The 17438-nt window shown below is 45.9% G+C and carries 12 protein-coding genes and 1 pseudogene; 8 read left to right on the plus strand and 5 right to left on the minus strand.

Features of this window, described 5'->3' with window-relative positions:
• Window position 1: 1 nt before the first annotated feature.
• The 5 genes from M1L23_RS00165 to mobI are packed head-to-tail and all read right to left on the minus strand — an operon-like array spanning window position 2 to window position 7061.
• Entirely contained in the window at window positions 2-1063 is a 1062-nt protein-coding gene (locus M1L23_RS00165) for a hypothetical protein (protein ID WP_252624910.1), read from the minus strand.
• Window positions 1056-3059, minus strand: a complete 2004-nt coding sequence (gene traD, locus M1L23_RS00170; RefSeq protein ID WP_252624911.1) for a conjugative transfer system coupling protein TraD — start codon at window positions 3057-3059, stop codon at window positions 1056-1058. The genes M1L23_RS00165 and traD overlap by 8 nt, the downstream gene beginning before the upstream one ends.
• Entirely contained in the window at window positions 3059-5776 is a 2718-nt protein-coding gene (locus M1L23_RS00175) for a TraI domain-containing protein (RefSeq protein WP_252624912.1), read from the minus strand. Before M1L23_RS00175 ends, traD begins: the two co-directional genes overlap by 1 nt.
• Window positions 5777-5779: 3 nt before the next feature.
• Entirely contained in the window at window positions 5780-6583 is an 804-nt protein-coding gene (locus tag M1L23_RS00180) for a hypothetical protein (RefSeq protein ID WP_252624913.1), read from the minus strand.
• Window positions 6576-7061: a conjugative transfer protein MobI(A/C) gene (mobI, locus tag M1L23_RS00185; RefSeq protein ID WP_252624914.1), complete on the minus strand. Its 486-nt coding sequence runs from the start codon at window positions 7059-7061 to the stop codon at window positions 6576-6578. Before mobI ends, M1L23_RS00180 begins: the two co-directional genes overlap by 8 nt.
• A gap of 534 nt (window positions 7062-7595) precedes the next feature.
• On the opposite strand from mobI, the gene M1L23_RS00190 reads away from it, so the two are divergent.
• The 8 genes and pseudogenes from M1L23_RS00190 to M1L23_RS00225 form a co-directional block, all read left to right on the plus strand.
• Complete coding sequence (locus M1L23_RS00190; protein ID WP_252624915.1) at window positions 7596-8663, plus strand: ParM/StbA family protein; 1068 nt, start codon at window positions 7596-7598, stop codon at window positions 8661-8663.
• A complete protein-coding gene (locus M1L23_RS00195) occupies window positions 8660-8923 on the plus strand; it encodes a hypothetical protein (RefSeq protein ID WP_252624916.1) in 264 nt (87 codons plus the stop codon). The genes M1L23_RS00190 and M1L23_RS00195 overlap by 4 nt, the downstream gene beginning before the upstream one ends.
• 633 nt (window positions 8924-9556) lie before the next feature.
• Window positions 9557-10168 (plus strand): FlhC family transcriptional regulator, encoded by a 612-nt coding sequence (locus M1L23_RS00200; protein WP_252624917.1) that lies wholly within the window; start codon window positions 9557-9559, stop codon window positions 10166-10168.
• Window positions 10169-10224: 56 nt separating this feature from the next.
• Window positions 10225-10809 (plus strand): hypothetical protein, encoded by a 585-nt coding sequence (locus tag M1L23_RS00205; protein WP_252624918.1) that lies wholly within the window; start codon window positions 10225-10227, stop codon window positions 10807-10809.
• 97 nt (window positions 10810-10906) lie between these two features.
• Entirely contained in the window at window positions 10907-11923 is a 1017-nt protein-coding gene (gene traF / locus M1L23_RS00210) for a conjugal transfer protein TraF (protein ID WP_252624919.1), read from the plus strand.
• The gene (locus tag M1L23_RS00215; RefSeq protein ID WP_252624920.1) at window positions 11920-13386 is read left to right on the plus strand and encodes a conjugal transfer protein TraH; all 1467 of its coding nucleotides are present in this window, start codon (window positions 11920-11922) and stop codon (window positions 13384-13386) included. Before traF ends, M1L23_RS00215 begins: the two co-directional genes overlap by 4 nt.
• Before the next feature lie 2 nt (window positions 13387-13388).
• Entirely contained in the window at window positions 13389-15128 is a 1740-nt protein-coding gene (locus M1L23_RS00220) for a conjugal transfer protein TraG N-terminal domain-containing protein (RefSeq protein WP_252624921.1), read from the plus strand.
• Window positions 15121-17438, plus strand: a pseudogene (locus M1L23_RS00225) (hypothetical protein); the annotation flags it as partial. The gene M1L23_RS00220 and the pseudogene M1L23_RS00225, both read left to right, overlap by 8 nt.

Raw genomic sequence — 17438 nt, forward strand, 5'->3', positions numbered from 1 at the left:
CCTACACCGAAACACTAACTTCATAATCACCAGGGAGCGGGATACCCCAAAGCGTTAAATCAACGCGTCGAAGTACAACGCGCATAATAGAAATGCGAGACTGGATGATTTCAAAGTACGTTTTTTTGAGTGCTCCCCATTCAATGTCAATGCCGTCAATGTCATGCTTGGTTACCCACTCTTTTAAGCTCTGGCTGTGTGGCTCCCAAATGAAATATTCGCCACCTTTCGTTTTTCCTGAAACTTTTGCGCAGAAAAGCTCATTCAGACCTTCGAGAATGCAATCGACAAAATCTCTGTACGCTACCGGAATATTGTTCTCATCTAATGAGGTCGTCCAAACTTTCCCAGCTCGCTGAATAATACTGTCGATGTAAGGCTTGCTTTCATACTGGACCGTGCCGTAGTGCCGGTAAAGATGGTTGCAAACATGAGCAATGCCCGAATGCGTCATCGAAACTTTATCAACCCATCGACGAAGCGCTATAGGTGTCAAATGTGGAAACTCGATACTCTTGAACTTTTTGTTCGATACCTGAATGTTAGTGACTTTATTATCACTCATCGTACCGAGTGCTATTTTTGCAATCAGAACACCTCGCTGATAATCACTTAGCGTACTTGGCTGTTTAACCGGTATGGTTGATATGTAGGCCCGTCGAACGCCCGCCTGCTTTGACCACGCCTCTAGCGTACTGTCAGTGCAGTCCCACTTGGTCGGCATCTTGTCACTGATGCACTTGCGGCCGTACGCAAGACTATTAAAGTAAGCTGTAAGTTTCGGCATTAAATACTCCCGTGCAATATGCTCCGTGGATAGAGAATACTCCCGATGTATGTCTTCTTTTTCGCAAGCAGCGATGACTATAAGCGTCGGCGACTCCCCATCCTTGCTGTCCAGGGTAATTGGATAGTAAGCGTGAAGGCGCTGAAGAAGCATGTAGAGAATTGGCTCTGAAACTTTTAGCTTGGAAAGATAATCTGCCATGCGCGTCTTTAGGTACGCATCTTCAAAGGATACGCCAAAATACTCAGATAGACGCTTTGAGGGGAAATCACACATATCGATACTCCCCGATAACCCACGGCGCGCGCTCATTCGGCTGTGTCTGATTCGTATAGATTGGAAGTCTCATTTTTAACTTCCGACCATCGGCCAACTTACAGATGTATTGAAGCTTTGGTAGATCACCAAGCAGAGGCTCTGGAAATGCGTCTTCCCTCGCCTTCATCGCACGGGTGCCACGACTCGAGCTGAAATCTCCAAGCCCTTTGCCTGAATCCGTGTTCTGGGATGTCTGAGCTTGCAAGGTCGTTACCGATGTCTTGTTAAATTGCTTGGCTGCATACTCCTGTGTCGCCGGATCGGTAGAGCGCATGCTAAAGAAGTTGTTCGTTAAACCTAGGAATCGGTTGGCAGTAGCCTCGTTCGCCATCTTGGCAATCAAGTCTGAACGCGTCTGTGTCGCCAGGATAAGCTGAAACATAGCCGCTCGACCCATAGCCAAAAGATTCATCATTGCATCGTTATTCTCAATGGAGGCCTGTACCTCATCGTTCATGATGGTAATGCGGCGTGGCTCAACACCCGGCTCTTTTGACTTCGAGTAACGACGACCGGCCGCCGCTGCCGCTTCTGCCATAATGATTCGAGATAAGAACCCAGCCGTTTGACCATCGCTCAAACTTTCAAGCGAAATGTAGAGCGCACCACCATGCTCCATTAAATCGTCAAAATCGACCATCGGACGACTCAAATCCTCCATCTCCCCTTCAACCGTCCCTTCCCAGCTGTCTTTCGGTGAAAAGATGTCGTCCATAGGAGCGGCCGTTAATGCATTTAATACCGGCTTAAGAGTAACAACCATCTTCTGATAGTGTCCTTCTTCGTGCGATGTTAACTCCCACATTTTTTCGACCGGAGTGCTCTGGCCATGCTCAGGCTTTAATACCTTAAAGTAATAATTCACCATCTGCTCCAAGCGACTTTCTCCATACTCATCTAAACTCGCCTGCAACTTTTCTTTCCAATCACTTCCCACGACAGTCTCGTAATAGCGATTGAATACTTTACGCGCTAACTCGCCTTTCCCACTTGGAGTCAGCGATTGCTGAATGCTGACCAGGCTAATCGGTGCACCGATAAACTCCATGCCCAATGCCGCAGAATAGATAATGGAATACGCAAAATCTTGGAAGCCTTTACTTGAGCCTGTGCCACCCATTAGTGGTGCTACTCGATCTGCAATCTCAGTCACACGATTGTATCTTTTAAGCAAAGCCATACGCGCTGACTTCGATGGCTCTGAAGGTTTCACATGAAAGAAGCGATGCCCCATACCCATCCATGCAAGCTCCCTTTTGATGACATCTTTCCATTCCTCATCGTCCTTGGGGTCCAGGCAGATAAGTACATTCCCTAAATGCAAAAAGCCCACGCTTAAAAGTTTCAATAACGTTGTTTTACCCGTACCGACGTTACCGAATATAATCCCGTGACCATAAAGCGACTCTTCATCAACCTCTTGCTTTTCTTCTTTACCAATACCGTGTATCCAAGGGGAGCCACCTAACTTCTCGGTTGTGTCCTTTCCTTTTTTTCCTCGTAAAAGTTTCAGCGCAAAAGGGAGCTGCACATCAGTGTGTTCAGCGTCAAAGTCCATGATTTGATAGGCACGGTTCGAATGCTCATTGCCCCACTTAAAACCATCGCCAAGATACAGCTTTCTTGTCGCCTTCTGACGCTCCTTCTCACTGCCAAATCGCTTCTCCACATCATGAAGCTTTCTTAACTTTGTCTCAGATATAAATGTCATCGTATTCGTATGAAGTCGATAGTGACGCTTAAGCAGCGGTGATGCCTTCATACCCCAACGCACAGCATTTGCTGCCATCAAGCCAGACATGATCGAGCTAAATGCCAATCCGCCCACACCTGATGAGGCAAAACCCATAGCCGGCGTTGCAACCGCTCCTGCAGCCCACGCTAGGGAAATGTTTGCCTCGTACACCGGTCTGAAAATGTTCTCTATAAATAACGGGTTGATACGCTGGGCCATTACTTCAAGTCTCCAAGTTGAACTTTGGATAAATATGAAAGATGCAAATAGATGATCGGCGCTGAGTACCAATACACATTGTTCTCATCCGACTCTTCTGGGAAATGCTCGAAAATGACAAAAGGCAAATTGCCGATTGCAGATAAATTCGTCGCTAGCTTTGACTTCACCAATGCTTTTGAAAAATCACGATCAAAACCAACCGCTTTTAAATCATCGTTATATAAGAACTCAAAATCAGGCATAGCCTTGTGAAGTTTCTCCAAGTAATACGCGATAGAGCCCTCTGGCGCCGCCTGACAGTGATGCATAATGGTTGTCGCCACAGCGTTTGTTGAAGGTAAATTCACACCCTTTGATTTCTCTCTGGCTTTTTTCGTATCCCCTTCTGCAGCCGTGTCCATTACTAAATCCAACTGCGATTGATTAGCATCCTCTACACCCCCGTTCTCTATATCCCGTAAGGACGGCTTCGCCGTTTGCTTTCCAGAAGAAGAAGTTGTTGTGGTGCCCTTTATCTTTTGCGTTGAATCTTTTGTCCGATTCTTAGGTGTGCGTGTATCCTTTTCCGCTTGAGCTTTCTGTTTGCTTATTGAATCTGGCGGTGAACTTTCAGGTGATATTGATTTAGGCTGAACCTTCTTGCTTGTTTTCTTTTCGCTTGCTGACGACTGCTTGGGGGTATCCGTGTTGGCATCCTCTTCGCGCATATACGCTAAAAGTTTCACCTCACCCTTAATGTTTGAAATTTCTATTAGCTGATCTACTTCACCGGGGACATCGCAGAACGGGAGGCCTTTCTCAATGAGTGCTTCTATCGCTTCTGCTGCTGTAAGTTTTAGCGCCTCTCCAATCTGACCCGCATTGAACGTTACATAACCTTTGTGCTTAGATTTTTCGGGAGCAACACCACTTGGGATTAACGTTTCCAGCTTAGAAGTGTCTGGTGTGGTATTTTTAGGAGTCTCGGCCTTCTCTACTGGTGTTTTATCCGGGGCATTGCTTTTCGCCTTGTCAGTCGACTCCCTTTTTGCGTCTTCAGCCATTTTTGCAATCATCGCCGGACTGATCTTGCTTTTTGCTTTCGGTACTCCAGAGGAAAGCTCTTGACCTGAGCCTTTGCTGCTAGATGCTTCTTTGCTGGCGCTTTCTGATTTCGCTTTGCTTTTGCCTCGCTTGGCTGGTGCTTCATCAGTTTCATTCCTGTCACTTGCAGGCGTATTTGCTTGAGGCGTGTCCGTGCTGACTGTTTTATCTGAAAGTGACTGACCTTTCTCGTCTTGCTCGATGAGGATTTCGATATCCTGCTCTTTATAGATGGTAACTTCACCAGACTTATCGATCAGAAGGTAGTCCTTGGCGTTTTGCGCATGGATGATACCCGGTTGGTTTTTTGGCAGCGCCTCTCCGTCAAAGATGGTATTCCATTCCCGCACCTCGATAATGTGGTGCCATGAAGGTGTGGTGTTTCCGCTGTGAATTTTTTTTATATCTACTAAGGTGTATTTGCCTGGGTGAAACTTCACCGTCTTATCCCTTCCACCAAACTCCTTGAGGATGGAGTTTTCAAGCATAAGCTCGACAAGGAAACCTGCTGATCTAGGAATGAATATTCCAGTTCGCTTCGACATGTCTATGATTGAATCAAACGCCCGCGTCCAACTTAAAAAGACGCTCCCACTAATACACCAAGCGTGGGCACTACTTTTGTTGTATACCCAATGTGGATACGCAAGATTTATCAGCTTGTAAATCTTCTGAAAGCCGCTGAGCTTTCGCATGCCCGTGTATGCTGAATGAATTCGAATGGCATCTTCAGATGCAGACTTTGCATCCGCGCGACGAATAATACTAGCTAGATGCTCCTTTGAGCCTCCATATCCGCTAAGCACTGTTGTTAGGTTTTCATGCAAATTAACGTTGTTAGTTACAAGGTAATCAACGGCTTGCTCATTGAGTATTTTTGATGTGAGCTGTGCAGATTGGCTGTTATGACGACGATGGATGCGTGTCGGTAAGTAGGTCACGGAATACCGCGTCACACCAAATCGCATTGCCCAGGCAAGTAGACTCTCACGCTCCGGTCTCCAATCAGGAATGTTCGAATCAGACTTTTGAACAAGGACATCCTTTTCTCCCGCTTCATTGGGCAGTATGTAAAGCGCACTTACCCTTACGTCGGTAAATAGCTTTCCTGAGTCATGCAAAAGCCCACCTAAAAATGCAGCGTAAGGCATTCGAGCTTCCTGCTCTCTTTGGATATCAATAAATCCATCGTTACTTGCAGGCTTTTCATTTCTGCTTATGCGAATTGCCATTGTTGCCACTTCGAGGCAGTGCACCAACAAACCACCTGGCTTGTCGTGATGGTATCCTTCTGACGCAGGCACCATGTGCGCGTACTCAATGAAGTTGTCAATAATCTCATTGAAAAGCTTCTCTCGCAGTAGCTCACCACTTTCGGTTTTTCTATGGTCGCCTACACCTCCGTGTTTTATTAGAGACTCAATCTGTCGAGCATATCTTTTTTTAATGGCGCTCAAGCTAAAAACCGGGATGCCGACGTGTGCTGGTGGATACATGATAAGCTCTGCGTCTTCCACTTCCCGCCCGTAGATATCATCAAACGATGATTGCGTTTTTGGCGTACGGCGGGAGTCTGGCGCGCTACTGAGCGAGACTCCCCCGTTAACCCATCGCTTAAGCTTCTCAAGCATTGATTATGCCTCTGCTTTCTCTTTTGTTTTTTCTTCTGGCTTAGCGGCCGGCTCCTTTTCCGCTTTTAAGTAAGCCGCCAATGCTGATGCTTCAAATCGACCACCACCTTCCCGCTTGCCTGGTGATGTGATTTTAAATACACGATCGATATAGCTATTGATGATGTTAAGCCCTTGGCGGTTTGCTTCAGCTAGCTGCAAATCGTTTAACGCCCCTGCAAAATAAAGATATTGGGCTTTCGCCAACTCTTTATCTACATCCTCCAAAACCTCAACAATTTGACGCCCTATGCTTGTGGTGAATACAAGTTTTGCTGTGTACTTATCAGGCGTATTCACCTTTAAGTCACGTTGCGTCTTGCGCAAGGTTTGCTCTAACGTTTCACGCTGGGCACGCAAAGCTTTGAGTGATTCCTTTGCTTCCAACAGACTTTCTTTGTTCCACTGCTCAAGCTGTTGGTATAAAGCTGGCTCCTGAGTCAGCATCCGCATCGTTGCGGCTAAACGCTCTGCAACCTGCATCACCTTATCCCCTCGCTCAGCCATGAACTTATGCATGAATGATGTTTCGTATGCAAAATCTACATTTACGGATGGCACATCATTGGCAATGTGCGAGCGAATGGACACAGCGTTAAGTCGTGTTGATACACGCGTTGCCGCGAGCTCTTTTACCGTCATTTGACGTCGCCGCTTAGCGTTTCGCTTTTGCTTGGTGGCCCGTTGCTCTGGTGTGACTTTTTTCGAGCTAGGTTTTACTTTCGCTTTTTCTTTTGCCTCTACTGGCGTTTCGATAACTTCACTCATTTGAGTCTCCTTGGTTGGCGTATCGAATGGTTCTTTCAATGCCCCGAAGTGCATCGTTTAAGTAATCTATTGATTTTCGTAGCAGCTTAAGTTGGCTCTCTGTTTTGAGAACTTGCTCTTTCTCCCAGCCCGAGCAATACCGCTCCAGTTGCTCTGCTGTGTAACCACGCTTTCTTGGTGTAATAGCTTTTGAGGCAACGCGATTAGACTTTAAGCTCTTTGTTATTTTTCGGCTTACCCCGTCAAACATGCGCCAGCGTAATCTCGGTTTTCGATTGTCTGTGCCGCGCTCAATTACGGGAGCAAGCCTCGCTAACTTTCGCTCATTATCTCCCCGTTGATGCTCCTGCATGACGCGCTTGTTTTCGATCTTGAAAAAAGCCCAATATTCACTAATGACCAATTCTGCTTCTTCTTGGCTTTCCTGAATCATTACTCTCAACTGCCGCGCTTGCTCTTTTAGATAGTCAGTATTCATACTCACCTTAACGGTATATATTTATCTGTTCCCCCCGAGCTGCTCCGGGGGAAGAAAAGAACCGATTAATCAATAATTCTTCAAACCCAAGGTTGGGAATGTATTTGTTCCCCGCAAGCTGCTCTTGTCTTCTAGATTGTTTTCATCAAAACATGCTCAGGCTCACCAGATCACTCAAGGGGTCTCTTTGTTCCCCGCGAGCTGTTCCTTAGCAAACACCACAAAAAAACAAATGCTCTAACTTGAAGGGAATTGTGCCACGCTCGATTTAACCCTTTCGTTCATTTAGGTGGCGTTTTTTAACCCTAACTGGAGAAAACCCTGACGATACCTGCTGTAAAGTGCCCAAAGTTGCCACTTTTTGACCTTTTTAGGTTGACGTCTAGCCAGAATGCGTGGCGCAAGTCAATAAAAGGCAACTTATGTCACTTTGTGACGCTTTTGATTGGTTTTCGCGTTTAAGATGCGCCTATCCGAAATGAGCGCGTCTTTTTCGGTCTTTTTTTGACACTTTGTGAAATCTTGAGGGATGTTATGGGGTCTATTGTAAGAGCAGTTGAGGTTGGATTTGGAAACACAGCAGTGATCACTGGGGTTCGGGATGACGGCTCCCCTCGCGTGCTTTGCTTTCCAAGTACAGTAGCTAAGGTTGATCGAAATAAGAGCGATCTAAGTGCCGGCTTATCCAGTCGAAATACAAAAAGGGTTGTCGTTAATAATTCAGAATATGAAGTTGGTCCTGAAGCCCACCTTGCCACATCAAGCACTTCGGTTAGTAATCGCAATGCGGAGTATATTTACTCTACAGACTACCAAGCATTATTGCAGGGAGCGATGAGCTATATAGATGAAGATGTTATTGATCTCATGGTTGTTGGTCTGCCTGTCAACAATTGGTCAAAGGCAGAAGACTTGAAGAAGCTTGTTATAGGTACCCATGAAATTGATGGGCGCAAAATGACAGTGAAACGGTGCTGGTGCATTCCCCAACCACTTGGCGGCTTGTTGTATCACGGCGCTCGCCTAACAAAAGATGAATTCAATGAGCTTTCTCAGTCGAATGTTGTTTCTGTTGATCCGGGTATGCTTACTTTTGACTGGCTAGTGTCGAGAGGGTTGAAATTAAATAATGCTCGATCTGGAGCTGTTGATTTAGGTATGTCGAATGTGTTGAAACGATTAAGCGAGGAAGTTGAAGCCGTTTTTCGTATCGGACGAATACCAGTTGAGCTTATTGATAGTGCATTTTGGCGTCACAAGAACAAATTAAAACTCGCAGGTCGCACCTATCCTTTTCCTGTATGTAAAAAGGATGATACAGAAGCAGGTATCGAATTCGACTTCTCGCCTATCATTGAGAGAGAAACAGAAAGTGCGGTCACAGAAATGGTCAATCACGTTGGGAGCGGAGCGGACGTAGAGCTCTTTATTCTGATGGGAGGAGCTGCAGAAGTTTTCAAAGGAGCAATCCAGCGCGCGTATCCGAACCATAAAATCTTACTTCTAGAGAATCACTTGACCGCGGTATGTGAGGGTATGTTTTTTGGCGGCATCCAATACTTAAAACAAGTGCTAGCAGCTGAAGCGAAGGTGAGCACATGAGTAAAGGAGTTAAGGTTCGCTTTACAATCCCTGATGGCTCACCACTTAATGATCATCTATCAACGTTCGCATCTTCAAGAGCGCGAAACTATGAGCTCGTTAGATTGGCGACAAATTGGCTCCAGCTTGGCCATGGCCTTTCTCAATCAATAGAACTTGAAAAAGAGAGGAACGCTCAAGTGACTCAAGATAGTCAGCGTATAGATACTCCAAAAGACGATGATGTAGGTTTTGCTGGTGAGGACCTTCTTCATCTGTGACTGCTCCCCAACCCTATCAGGCGAGGATTCCAAATTCATAGGCAGAAATCGCTGCCTAAATTAATTTTATCCTCGAATTTATTTTCATGAAAAGAGACGGCAAGATAAGTCAAAATCCCACTAGATTTACTTATTCTGTGTTTTTTGTATTGCCCAAAAGCGTTATTTTGTTTGGTTTTTGTAATAAATGCTGTTTTTCTGTCTGTTTTTTTGCTCTAATGGGTTGACCTTTTGAATAACTGCAATATAATTTTCACCTGAAACTTTTAGTGATAATTGAGGCGTTCTTTTATGATGACGAATCTTGAGGCTCAAAGCGATTTATCTTCTATTGAAGCGTTTGTACGCTCATTGCATCACCATCAACTTCAGATGGTTTTAGCTCTAAAGGAGATATCAAGAATTAGCCCGGCGCTCTGTCGGGCATACTGTGATAGTCAAATTACAGCAGAGAATCTTCGAAAGGTTGATCATTCAAAGTTGTTAACTTTAGCTGGGGCCTCTAAGCCAGCAGCGCCTCTACTTCGATTGCGCCTAGATAGCCTAAACCTTAAGGTTATCGATGAGGTGCATGACGATGTTTGTCCTGAAGCGCTATCTTACGCTTCCGAATTTTTAACTCGGGGGTGACTCGTGATTTCTGTAGCCAAGCATTACAAAAGGCTCATCGTGCTAGAGAAGCTGGCCGCTGTGGGTACCCGAAAAAATATTTTGGGTAATTGGGCATCGGATCAAGAGCTCTACTCCATTTGGCGCCGTCGTGTTGTTGTTACAGAAAAATGCTCTCATAACGCAGGTGTGTCTTGGATTAGAAAAAGCAAAGAGAACGCAATACTTGCTGAGCTTATCTATAGAACGTACTGTGAAGTATTTCCTCATAATGCGAGCTTGAAAAAGCCAATTACTCCATATCAGCTTTATGAGCTGTATTTGGTGCTCTACCTCAGAGTGCAAAATAAATCAGAGTTTTCAACCAATCGTATTTATCATTTGCTGCGAGCAATCGCTAGCAATGAACTTAAAGTAAACTGTAAATGTAAGACCTGCTATACCATCATTGTTGATGACATTAACGATATAAACCTTCATTGTGGATTGTGTAGATACCTTGCAAGGAAGAAAAGAGTTGAAAGTTCAAGTCAATCTCAGCATAATCAAGCCGTAGTAGGTTTATCCGATAAAAGTGTAAGCGCTCATTCATCTGGTGTGAAAACGGCAAATGATATGGTTCGAAAAGTCGGATAGTAGGCTCGAAGATGGAACGACGACCCTTTTATTTCAATTAAAAGAGGTCTTCAATTATGAACATTAAAACTTCAATTCTTTTGGTGGGCGCCCTGCTCATATCCGTTAGCTCACAAGCTAACGCCAATCGCCTTCAGCAAATACCTGAAAATATCGATTTATCTTCAGCAAGCGTGTCTCGCTCTTACCTTGAGGCCGAGCTTGGACGAGAGTTTATCGCTGATGTTCTGGACCGTCGCCATCGCCACAATATAAATGCGTCCACTCCCTTCGTTGAAGTATGCAATAGGTTTCAATTGAGCATAGGGGGAGAAGTGTTATCGCAGTATTCTTTGTCAACCAACAACCCTTCTAGCTATGAGTGGGCCGTTCCTCGTCATGTTATCCGGATTCGACAAGTAGGAATCCATGCTAACAGAACTCCGGCTAATGGTCGCTGTTTGCGCCCTTCTTCAGTATCTATGGAAAACATTGCGCATAACAGATTCAATGTTAAAGGTATGGTTTTTTCTGTCGCCAGCCAAGCGTCAGGTCTTCCTGTCCCGCGCGGCAGTACTCAGCTTAACGCCTTGGATATGACGAATGCGAATATGCTCTTCTTGTCGTGGCTTTATGATAATCAAGGGCAATTGGTAGATTGAGTTGCCTCATTTACCCACAAAAATAAGCTCCTAAATGGAGCTTTTTTGTTTTCTAACCTCGCTACTATAGCGTCATGATATTCTTGATGAGAACGTTATGCGTGGAATTTTAGTAATTTTTCTAGTTTTTTCTTTGGTGCCCATCGGTCAAGCTTATGCTCAGTCGCAGTCAGGATTCTATTATGAGCGTGAGCGTGGTTGGTTCTGGCACGAGCCTGATGATGAGCTTGCTGAAGAGGATGAGAGTGTTGTTGAGGAGCAAGGCATTTCTGTTTTGTTGCCTGAAGACCTAGCCCCAGAAAAGCGTGAACGCATACCTCTTGATGTTGCATGGCTTCGGGAGAATATCGAAGCCCTTCAGATTCGGGCATTAGAAAACCCCTCAACAGAGAATGTTGCTGCATTTGCATATGCTCAGCGCCTAATGCTTGATATTTCGAGTCGTTTTAGTACCGCCATGATGGAATTTATGGCGATGGAGCCTGAGCTTGATGAATCACAACGTCGCCCAACATCCACGTTAAGTTTGAATGTTTTCAAAAAAGAGACGGCGCAAGCGCTAACGCAAACCATTCAGTCATTAAATGAATCGGCTCACATCTGGTTTTTCTACACATCAGACTGCCCGTATTGCATGCAGCAGCTGCCAATAGTTAGGGAGTTCGCGCGCCGTTATAACTTAGATATTCTGGCTGTTTCCTTAGACGGTGGAGTGCTTCGTGGTTCAGAAACGATGGAAACTGTTTTTGATATAGAGCATCGCGTTGCAACCATGTTTGGGCTGGAGTTCACACCCTCTTTGGTGCTGGCCAAGACAGTCGATGATGTTCGTGATAGTGACTTCACGATTCTCTCCCAGGGTCTTATTACACTTCCAGACTTAGAGCGAATAACACTTATTGCGGCAAGAGACATGGGAGCTATAACGAGCGAGCAGTACGCTCTGACAACAGAGGTTAGAGATATTAATGTGCTTCGGAACGAAGATGGGGTTCTCGAAGCGGATGCTGATTTATTGGAAAACGACCCGGGCTATCTGGCTGAATTATTGCGTGCGCGGTTGCGAGAGATGAACAGTCCTGTTGGCGCACGAGCTCTTGGAGGTTCTCGATGAAATTAAAACTTATAGCCCTAGTTATAACGGCCACTCTCAGTCTTTCTATAGCGCTAACAGTGCCCGTGAATGCAAGCGGACTGTCTAACTTGTTTGATAGCGTTCAAGCTTCTGACCCCCGTTTGGTTAGTAATTCGAATGGAACAATTTTCACTGGTGGTAATGTTCGAGTTCGTGCTGCCCGCGCTTCCTATGACCTCGCAAGCTTTAGGCCTCCATCGATAACAAGTGGATGTGGAGGCATTGATATTTTTGGAGGCTCGTTTGGTCTTATATCAAAAGATCAGTTAACGCAAACAGGCAGGGCGCTAGTTCAATCAGCTTCAGCATATTATTTCGGCCTTGCCTTGTCCTCTATTTGCCCATTGTGTAATGGCGAAATGAAATGGCTTCAAGATGGGCTATCGAGAATGAACCAATTCAGCCGGGCCTCATGCGAACAGCAAGTTGGAATGATTCGAGATTGGGTAAGCGATGACCCGACACCCGAAGATAAAGTTGCAGAAGTCGCAACTACAAGTGGCGCACTTCTCTCGAGTTTAAATGGCATGCTTAATTCACCAGCTGAAGCGCAAGATAGAAACGAGTATGCACCGGGTCAAGTTGCAGGCGTCGATAGAGCAACTGCAGAGCAAGTATTACTTGGAAACTCAATTTATTTTGCAACCATGAATGCAAGAGCAATAACGGGGCCTAATGAGTTTAATGCGCCAGCCACTTTTAATCCTGGTATTTTTGGAAGTAGCGCTAGAGAAGCCGCTGAGTTTTTCATGTCTCTAGCCGGCTTTACGCTCTCTGTTGAGGATTCTTCTCAAGATAATAATTTTAGTTCGAGTCGTATAGCCCCATCCTTCTCAGTGAAAGAATACTTCGGACTTAATGCTGAAGCCGCCGGGTCACTGAGATTGTATCGTTGCCTAAATGCTAATGCCCCTCGTCCACCGCAGCAGTGTACCAGTGTTGATACGGAAAACGGCCCTACTCTCAAGCCAATTACGTCGATGATTCGAGAGGTTGTTTACGGTCAAGAAGGCATACCAAATGATGGGGTTTTCGAGAGAATCCTTAACCCTTTGGGAGTTCAAGATTTAAACCCCGATCAGGAGAAGCTTTTCAATATGGTTGGCGTGAATCCATACCGCATGGCCGCAGATAAGGTGCGATTTAATATTACGGAAGTCTCTCTTTCTAATTTCTTAGAACAACAGCTGCTCACTGCAATTCATTCGCTATTTACTCAAGAGTTTCAAAGAGTTCAAAATGAGATGGCCGCTATCACATCAGTTGACAGAAATCAGCTTTTACGAAGTGATGCGCTTAAGCAAATGGAGGCGGTAATGGACGAGCTTATAATAATAGCTCCTGAGATCCAGAAGCTTCAGAGGGAGGCTCGAAATGAAATATCAGCTCAAGTCGAGTTAAACGCGCTTAGACGTCAAATTACTAATCCCCAGGGGCGATAAGTATGCTTTTACCCATTACCGTACAAGGTGATCATGACTTTGTAGTAGACGTTTTACGAGGGCTTGTTGCGCAATACGATTCAGGCGTATTGCCACAAATTGCAGCTGTAATGGTTATTATTGGCTTGCTCATTTGGTCTGTAAAGCATTCCGTTGATAACGAAAAACACCCTCACCCATTTAAAGAGTTGTTAATTAGTTTGCTTATGGTTGGCGTGTTTATTTTGCCAAATACAAGCCCACGATTCGATGTGCAAATAGTGCCTATTAATACGCCGCTGGATTCAGTAGTGGTTGAGCGGGTACCTTTCATTGCTGCAGTACCAGCTTGGGCAGCATCGTCACTTATTGGAACCTTAACGCGTGACTCTCAGCTTCACTTCGGGGATGTATATGGGACAGATAACACGCTATCACAACTCGGCATGAGCCCATTTCAAGCGCTTGTCCACCTTCATAGCGTAGATCCAACAGCAATATCTGCAGAGCGAAATTTATTACTCGCAATGGATACTTATATTAATGACTGTGTTGTTCTTGCTCATGAGGTTCCGAATATACAGGGCCCATCTCCAGAGGATATAAAATCTACACCAGCTACGAGTGAGCTTTGGGCAGTTTTAGAGCCACATGACTCAAATTGGTTAAGAACTAAGAACTACTTAACTGAACCTGCAACCGAAAACGTGGAGTGTCGAGAGGTTCATATGGCAATTGGGGCATACATCAATACAAATGGATTTGCTAGTAAGTTGACTACTCATTTTTCATCTTTGGGTGTGCAAATGGAACAAACTGGATGGTTGCCCCAAGTGCTTGGAGACTTTGATACCCCTACCCCACAAGAGTTGATGATAGGACGGTTTTTAGCGGCTCAATTAAATGAATCGTTTGGTAACAGCCAACTTGCTGTAGCTTTCGGCCGTGGTGTTTTTGAGTCTCAACAGCAGCGTGTATATCAACGAGCTGGTGAAGCTAATATGTTCTTACAAGTGGCCAAGCCGATGATGACAACACTTGAGGCCTTTGTCTTTTTCATATCTCCAGTGATGATGCTTCTCGCTGTCCTTGGCGGGATCGGCTTAGCTTATGTTGGTAAATACCTCATGATTCTTGTGTTCACAAATTTATGGGCCTATATCGCGGTTTTTGTAAGCGCCCTGAATACTACAGCCGTGGTTCGAGCATTGAATGTTGATCCTGGTGCAGCCTATGTGGATTCGTCGGCAATCCTCTCGTACGGAGCTATAGGAAATACCATTACCGAAATCGAAGGTGGGCTTGTTGTAGCGGCGACCATGGTAGCTGCAATACCCATGCTAGCCATGTTTTTGCTTTACGGAGGGGTACACTCATTGATGGGTGTTATGGGCAAGTTTGGTGGTACCTATGATGGAAAGTCTGCCGCTCCAAGTATTGTAAGTACAGGCCCAAGCGGTGAGCGCGTTGTCGGTAATTACCAAGATAATCTTGCGACTGCCGGGTTTACCGCTTCAACAATGAAAAGCGCCAGGGACAGCAGTGGTGTAAACATAGATGGTTCTGCAGCTGCGAGTTCAATCTCATCTCGAGGCTCATCGGTGATGGAGGCACAAACTTCATCCGAGGGTTTAGGCGTAAGGCAAAGCTTTGCTGAGGGAATGCAGTCACAAAATGGTATCTCTAAGCAAAATGGCTTCACTAATATGAGTCAAGAATCCTGGCAGCAAACAGCAAGTACCGCGGANAAGTGTCATGGATAGATTTAAAAATGGTGAAGAGGTATCTGCTAGTGAAATGGAAGATTTTGGTCAAGCGTGGAATAGCATGACTACAGATCAGAAGACAGAGGCGATTGCAAGTTCGCAGGTAGTTACAAATAGTGATGCATTCAGCGACACCAGAGAACGAGCGAACACTTGGCAAAGAATGCAGCAACAACAAGATAGCTTCGGGCAAGTCTCAAGTAATATGCAAAACCTTATGGCAGGCACTAATTTGAATGGTCGTGATGTGATCGGTCAAACTGGAGGGAATGTCGTTTCTGATATTAACAGAAATCTAAATTCAGCAGACGTGGATCGTATGCGAGATCTTGGAATGGATGGTTTATTTGTTCCCGGTACAGATTCGATCGATGAGACTGCTTTAAGGAATTTCGGTGGGATTAATGCTGTTGCAGAGCGGCTTATGAGAGGCGGCGGTGAAACGGATACAGCAGAAGACGTAGCTAGAGATATGAGTATCGGACAAAAGCTCTATGATTCTTACGCCAGCCATAATAGTGGCCCCACAAGCGAAGGAGCTCGAATGCTAGCTAATGGTTTTGGCGATGCGGCTGGCGTTATCAGGGGCGGTAACAGCTACGCTGACCGAAACAATGGTATTGCACCGGTAGACAGGGAAGCAACAGCGGGGACGAGTGAAAGAATTGACGACGGTCAAAGATTGGTACATCAGCATCGTGGCGATTTGGGTCGAGAATATCAAGCTCAAGAGGCTAACTTTAAGGCCGCACAGGCTCGACAGGCTGAAATCAGAGAAGAAATTGAAAAGCGAGTCAAAAGCGTTGAACCAGAACATGGAAGCGACGTAGCAGGGCTAACTAGATTTTTGTTGGGTGAAAATGCATGGGATGTTGAAGGCAATCGGGCTGTTGAAGATACAGGGCGTTTTTTAGCTATTGATTCCGGGCACGGCGAAATTGCTACAGGCGTTGGGTATGGCTTAAAAACACTAACGAGTGACCCTGATGATAGACGTTTTGGCATTAACCGTGCCATTGATAGAGGTGAAAATAATTCAATAAAGGCTGCAATGTTAGCTGCTGAGTTCTTGGAAACTGATACTGGACGAGAAGTTTTCAGTGCCCTTCCAAGCGATCGTCAAGAGTCAGTTATTAATTCAATAGCGGCACTTCGTTATGCCCAAGAGGAAGGGAAGCTTGATGGCATTGAAGATCATCAATTTATTTCGCCGAGCGCACACATTGATGTCGCTACTAGCAACTTATACAACCATGCTACCCAAGGGAGAGATGATTTAACACTAGATGAGAGACATCAAGCGTATCAAGGTGCTCGATTTGCAGCTCTCGCAGCTTCAAATTATGATTTTATTAGGTTAAGCGATGCGCAAGATAATTCAAATAGAGACCTAGGTTATATCCTTCCTGGGTTCCAGCGGGATAACGCTCGTCAGTTTATTGCTGATAACGCTGATTACATTAGGGGGATGGATTTTAAGGGCAGTGGACTTCGTTTTGGTTATAAGGAAGATGACTTTAATGCCGACCTGAATGGTATATCCAGTCGCCATAGGCTTTCTCAGGAAGCAAGAGAAAGCCTGACTGCTCCGCCAGAGAGCCAAGACAATAAACCTGTGGGTGGTGTAGAACCGTCAGTGTCAACAACACCATCGCCTACGCCTACAAGGGACGATAAGCCAGCGGCACCGTCACGGCCAGAGAGCCAAGATAATAAGCCTGCGGGTGGCGTAGCACCGTCAGTGTCGACAACGCCAACGTCAGCGCCAACGTCAACGCCTACAAGGGACGATAAGCCAGCGGCACCGTCACGGCCAGAGAGCCAAGACAATAAGCCTGTGGGTGGTGTAGCACCGTCAGTGTCAACAACACCATCGCCTACGCCTACAAGGGACGATAAGCCAGCGGCACCGTCACGGCCAGAGAGCCAAGATAATAAGCCTGCGGGTGGCGTAGCACCGTCAGTGTCGACAACGCCAACGTCAGCGCCAACGTCAACGCCTACAAGGGACGATAAGCCAGCGGCACCGTCACGGCCAGAGAGCCAAGATAATAAGCCTGCGGGTGGCGTAGCACCGTCAGTGTCGACAACGCCAACGTCAGCACCAACGTCAGCACCAACGTCAGCGCCAACGTCAACGCCTACAAAGGACGACAAGCCAGTGGCACCGGCACGGCCAGAGAGCCAAGACAATAAGCCTGCGGGTGGCGTAGCACCGTCAGTGTCGACAACGCCAACGTCAGCGCCAACGTCAACGCCTACAAGGGACGATAAGCCAGCGGCACCGTCACGGCCAGAGAGCCAAGA

This window comes from Aliidiomarina quisquiliarum (assembly GCF_023922585.1).
Taxonomy (GTDB): domain Bacteria; phylum Pseudomonadota; class Gammaproteobacteria; order Enterobacterales; family Alteromonadaceae; genus Aliidiomarina; species Aliidiomarina quisquiliarum.